Origin of the sequence: Bergeriella denitrificans NBRC 102155 (assembly GCF_001592185.1) — a bacterium.
Lineage (GTDB): Bacteria > Pseudomonadota > Gammaproteobacteria > Burkholderiales > Neisseriaceae > Neisseria > Neisseria denitrificans.
Window position 1 is genome coordinate 1 of the sequence record NZ_BCWL01000192.1, and the last position, 3954, is coordinate 3954.

The window sequence follows — 3954 nt, forward strand, 5'->3', positions numbered from 1 at the left end:
GGCTCGCCTGGTATCAGAATTTAATTGCTCCGACTATAGTGATTTGACCTATGTATCACCATCAAAAAGCCGTCTGAAAATGTGGATTTTCAGACGGCTTTGCTGTTCACGCTTGATTAATATAACGATAATGCCGGCGGCTGCGATGCGGCATCGGCTTCGGGTAGGCCGGGGAAATCGTGTTCGGAGAATTCGGGCTCCGGTTCGCTTTCGAGGATTTTGCCGTTGAGCTGCAGCTCGCTGTTTTTCAGGGTGAGGCGGGTGCGGACGTTGCCGTTTTCCAGCGTCAGGTATTGGTCGCGCGCCATGGTTTGGATGGTGCTGTCCACCATCAGGCGCAGGGTTTCGTTGATGTCTTCGATGCCGGCGTTGCCTGCGGCTTCATCTTCGGGGTTGACGCTGAAGATGCTGCGGGCTTGGTTGATGGCGAGCTGCTCCAGCAGTTTTTGCGGCACTTGCAGGTTGAAGTCGGCATCGGTTTTTTTCAGCATGGCGGCCAGGTTGTCCAAATCGGCTTGGCTCAGACCGCTGAAGGCGAGTTTGCCGCTGACATCGACGCTGCCTTGCGGCAGGGTGAAGCGGAAGGCTTTGACTTGAATGACGGGGTTGTTGGTAAACAGGCCGGCGGCATCGGTTTTGGCGGTGCGGATTAATTCGTTTTGAATCTGCTCTTCGCTCATTTCTTTGGCGGCAATTTCGGCCAGTTTGCTTTTCAGGGCCAGCAGGCTCGGTGCGTCGAGGTGTTCGGCGGCGATGTGGATGTCGAGCGAGCCGTATTGCTCGTCGCCGTAAACGAGAGTGTCGAAGCGGAAGCGGCCTTCGCTGTTGACAAAGGCATCCTGTTCGCCGGTTTCGGTGCTGAAATCCAGCTTGGTCACTTCGATTTTAGACGGGGCAATCGAGCCGGTGGGATTGATAAAGGCGCCGATTTGCAGGTCGGTTACCAGGTTGACCAGCTCGTTTAATTTGACGTTGTAATCGATGTTTTCTTTCCACTGCAGGCGGAATGCATCCAGCGTGGTGCGGCTTTTGCCCAGCGAGAGGCGGTTGCTGCCGTCTGAAGTTTCCGATTGGTAGTGTAGATTGTCGAGCGATACGTCGCCTTTGTCGGCCAACTTGGCCTGCAGGGCGGGGGCGCGGTAGTCGTGGCTGTAGGCGCTAAAGCCGTCCTGATAGGCAGTGGTGCCGCTGAAGCCCTGCCAGACCAGCTTGATGCCGGACAGCTCTTCGTAATCGAAGGCGGGCATGTCCAGCTTCATTTCGCCGCTGCCGTTGAAGTAAACGGTATTGCTGATACGCAGCGGCGTTTCGTTGCCGAAGAAGCGTGCCAGCACTTTGGCGGTTTCAGGCTGATATTGCAGCTCGGTTTCCACATGCGCGCGCGTGCCGAAGCCGCCGGCAAACGGGCCGTGGGTGATGTGGTTGACAATGGTGACCGGCTCTTGTAAGACCGTTTTCAGATTGTCGGGCAGGTATTTCTGCGTATTGTGAAGCAGGGTGGGTTTCAGGCGGACGACGGTGGTTTGCGTGGCACTGAACCAGCCGCGGCGGTATTCGTGGGATTCGACGGCAAACAGGCCGGATTCCTGCAGCATTTCCTGCTGACGGGTCAGGCTCTGCTCGGCTTTGATGCCGAGGTAATAAGGCGTGCCGAGCGCCGCAGCGGCCAGCACGGCGGCAGCCGGAATCAGAAACTTTTTCATTGCTTCACTACAAACAGGTGGAAAGTGGCAAGCATAGCATTTTTTGCCGTATTTGTCTTTGGCGCGGCGCCGCGCGGACGATGGTGGTAAAATACCGGCAAACTAGACAGGTAAGGAGGAAAGTCATGGATTTGCACGGCATCCGCGAGGATTACAGCAAGCGCGAACTGTCGGAAGCGGAATGCGACGCCAGCCCGATTGTGCAGTTCGAGCAATGGCTGAACGAGGCCATTCAGTCGCAAGTGAACGAGCCGACGGCGGTAAACGTGGCGGCGGTGGACGCAGCGGGGCGGCCGAACAGCCGCGTGGTGCTGCTGAAAGAAGTTAATCCGCAGGGCTTTGTGTTTTTCACTAATTATCATAGTCGCAAAGGTAAATCGTTTGACGCCAACCCCTTTGCCGCGATGACGTTTTTCTGGCCGGAGCTGGAGCGGCAGGTGCGCATCGAGGGGCGGATTGAAAAACTCGATGCCGCCGCTTCCGACGAATATTTCGAGAGCCGCCCCTATGCCAGCCGCATCGGCGCGTGGGCGAGCGCGCAAAGCGAAGTATTGTCGGGCAAAGCCGCGCTGGTGGCCAAAGCCGCCGCCGTCGGCGCGCGCCACCCGCTGCATGTGCCGCGCCCGCCGCATTGGGGCGGCTATATCGTCATTCCCGACCGCGTGGAGTTTTGGCAGGGACGGCCGAGCCGCCTGCACGACCGCATCCAATACCGTTTGGAAAACGGCGCGTGGATAAAAGAGCGTTTGTCGCCGTAAAATGCTTCGCCGAAAATCAATAAAATAGGGTAAAATTCTGAACTGTTACAACAGGCCGTCTGAATATTTCGGATTTTCAGACGGCTTTGTGATTTATAATGAAACTATTGAAAAAGTAAATCAATGTAAGTGCAGTCATTAGCTGCGCAAGTCCGCAAGCTCCTCCCGCGCAGGCGGGAATGACGGCTGAGCGTTTAAACATTTTTAATTTCTGCAACAGTTTTATGTGGGTATCAACCCAGTATCACCCAACCCAGCCTGCCGCAACCGCCGCAGAAGAACCGTTTCCCCGCCGGGAAAACGCGTTAGGAGACCATCATGGCCAAACAGCCGACCAGCAAACGCGAGTGGCGCGACGGTGCCGCCGCTTCCCCGAAAAAGCCCGCCGCCAAGCGCGGCGGCAGCCTTAAAGGCAAAAGCAAACCCCAAGCATCCAGTGCGAAACATGCGGAGCAGCCGCGCCGCAAGTTTTCAGACGGCCTGAATAAAGGCAAACCTGAAAGCGCACAAGCCGAACGCGCGCCGAAGCAGCGTGCATCCAGAGCCAAAAAACTGGTGGTGCGTAATCCCAACCAAAAAATCATGGAACGCGCCCGCGATTTGAAAGAGCGCCGCAGCGATTTGTCGCGCTTCGAGCCGGAGCGTTTGCAGAAAGTATTGGCCGCTTCCGGCGTGGGTTCGCGCCGCGAAATGGAAGAATGGATTACCAACGGCTGGGTAACGGTCAACGGACAGGTGGCGCAGCTGGGCGATAAAGTCACGCCGGACGACCATGTGACCGTAAAAGGCAGCATCATCAAGCTCAAATGGGCCGACCGCCTGCCGCGCATCATTCTGTATTACAAGCAGGAAGGCGAAATCGTTTCGCGCGACGACCCGCAAGGCCGCGTCAGCATTTTCGACCGCCTGCCGCAGGCCGCCAGCAGCCGCTGGGTTGCCATCGGCCGCTTGGACATCAATACCAGTGGCTTGCTGATTTTGACGACATCCGGCGAATTGGTGCAGCGTTTCGCGCATCCGAGTTTTGAAGTGGAACGCGAATACGCCGTGCGCGTGCTGGGCGGGCTGAGTACCGAGCAAATGCGTATGCTGACCGAAGAAGGTGTGATGCTGGAAGACGGCTTGGCGAAAGTCGAGCGCATTTGGGAGCAGGGCGGCGAGGGTGTGAACAAGTGGTATAACGTCGTCATCAAAGAAGGCCGCAACCGCGAAGTGCGCCGGATTTTCGAAAGCCAGGGTCTGACCGTCAGCCGCCTGGTGCGCGTTGGTTTCGGCCCCATCGGCCTGCCCAACCGCTTAAAGCGCGGCCAGTTTTACGAATTAAATCCGGCGGAAGTGGCGAATATCGTGAAATGGGCGGATATGGGTCTGCCGGGCGAACGCCGCCGCAGAGGATAAACCTACACGTTTTATCGGTAAAAAAGCCGTCTGAAAAATCTTGGTTTCAAGGTTTTTCAGACGGCTTTTACTTGGGTTTACGGCTTGAATATCGG

The 3954-nt window shown here is 56.8% G+C and carries 3 protein-coding genes; 2 read left to right on the forward strand and 1 reads right to left on the reverse strand.

The genetic code is table 11. From position 1 onward, the window contains the following. Positions 1-116: 116 nt before the first annotated feature. Positions 117-1703 (reverse strand): YdgA family protein, encoded by a 1587-nt coding sequence (locus BDE01S_RS08900; protein ID WP_066080416.1) that lies wholly within the window; start codon positions 1701-1703, stop codon positions 117-119. A gap of 125 nt (positions 1704-1828) precedes the next feature. Here BDE01S_RS08900 and pdxH point away from each other — a divergent pair, with 125 nt between their 5' ends. Both pdxH and BDE01S_RS08910 read left to right on the forward strand, forming a co-directional pair. Further along, positions 1829-2461 (forward strand): pyridoxamine 5'-phosphate oxidase, encoded by a 633-nt coding sequence (gene pdxH / locus BDE01S_RS08905; RefSeq protein WP_066080417.1) that lies wholly within the window; start codon positions 1829-1831, stop codon positions 2459-2461. Between the two features lie 318 nt (positions 2462-2779). After that, positions 2780-3859 carry a pseudouridine synthase gene (locus tag BDE01S_RS08910; protein ID WP_066080420.1) on the forward strand — a complete coding sequence of 360 codons (1080 nt, stop codon included), beginning with the start codon at positions 2780-2782 and terminating at the stop codon, positions 3857-3859. The last annotated feature ends 95 nt before the right edge of the window (positions 3860-3954 follow it).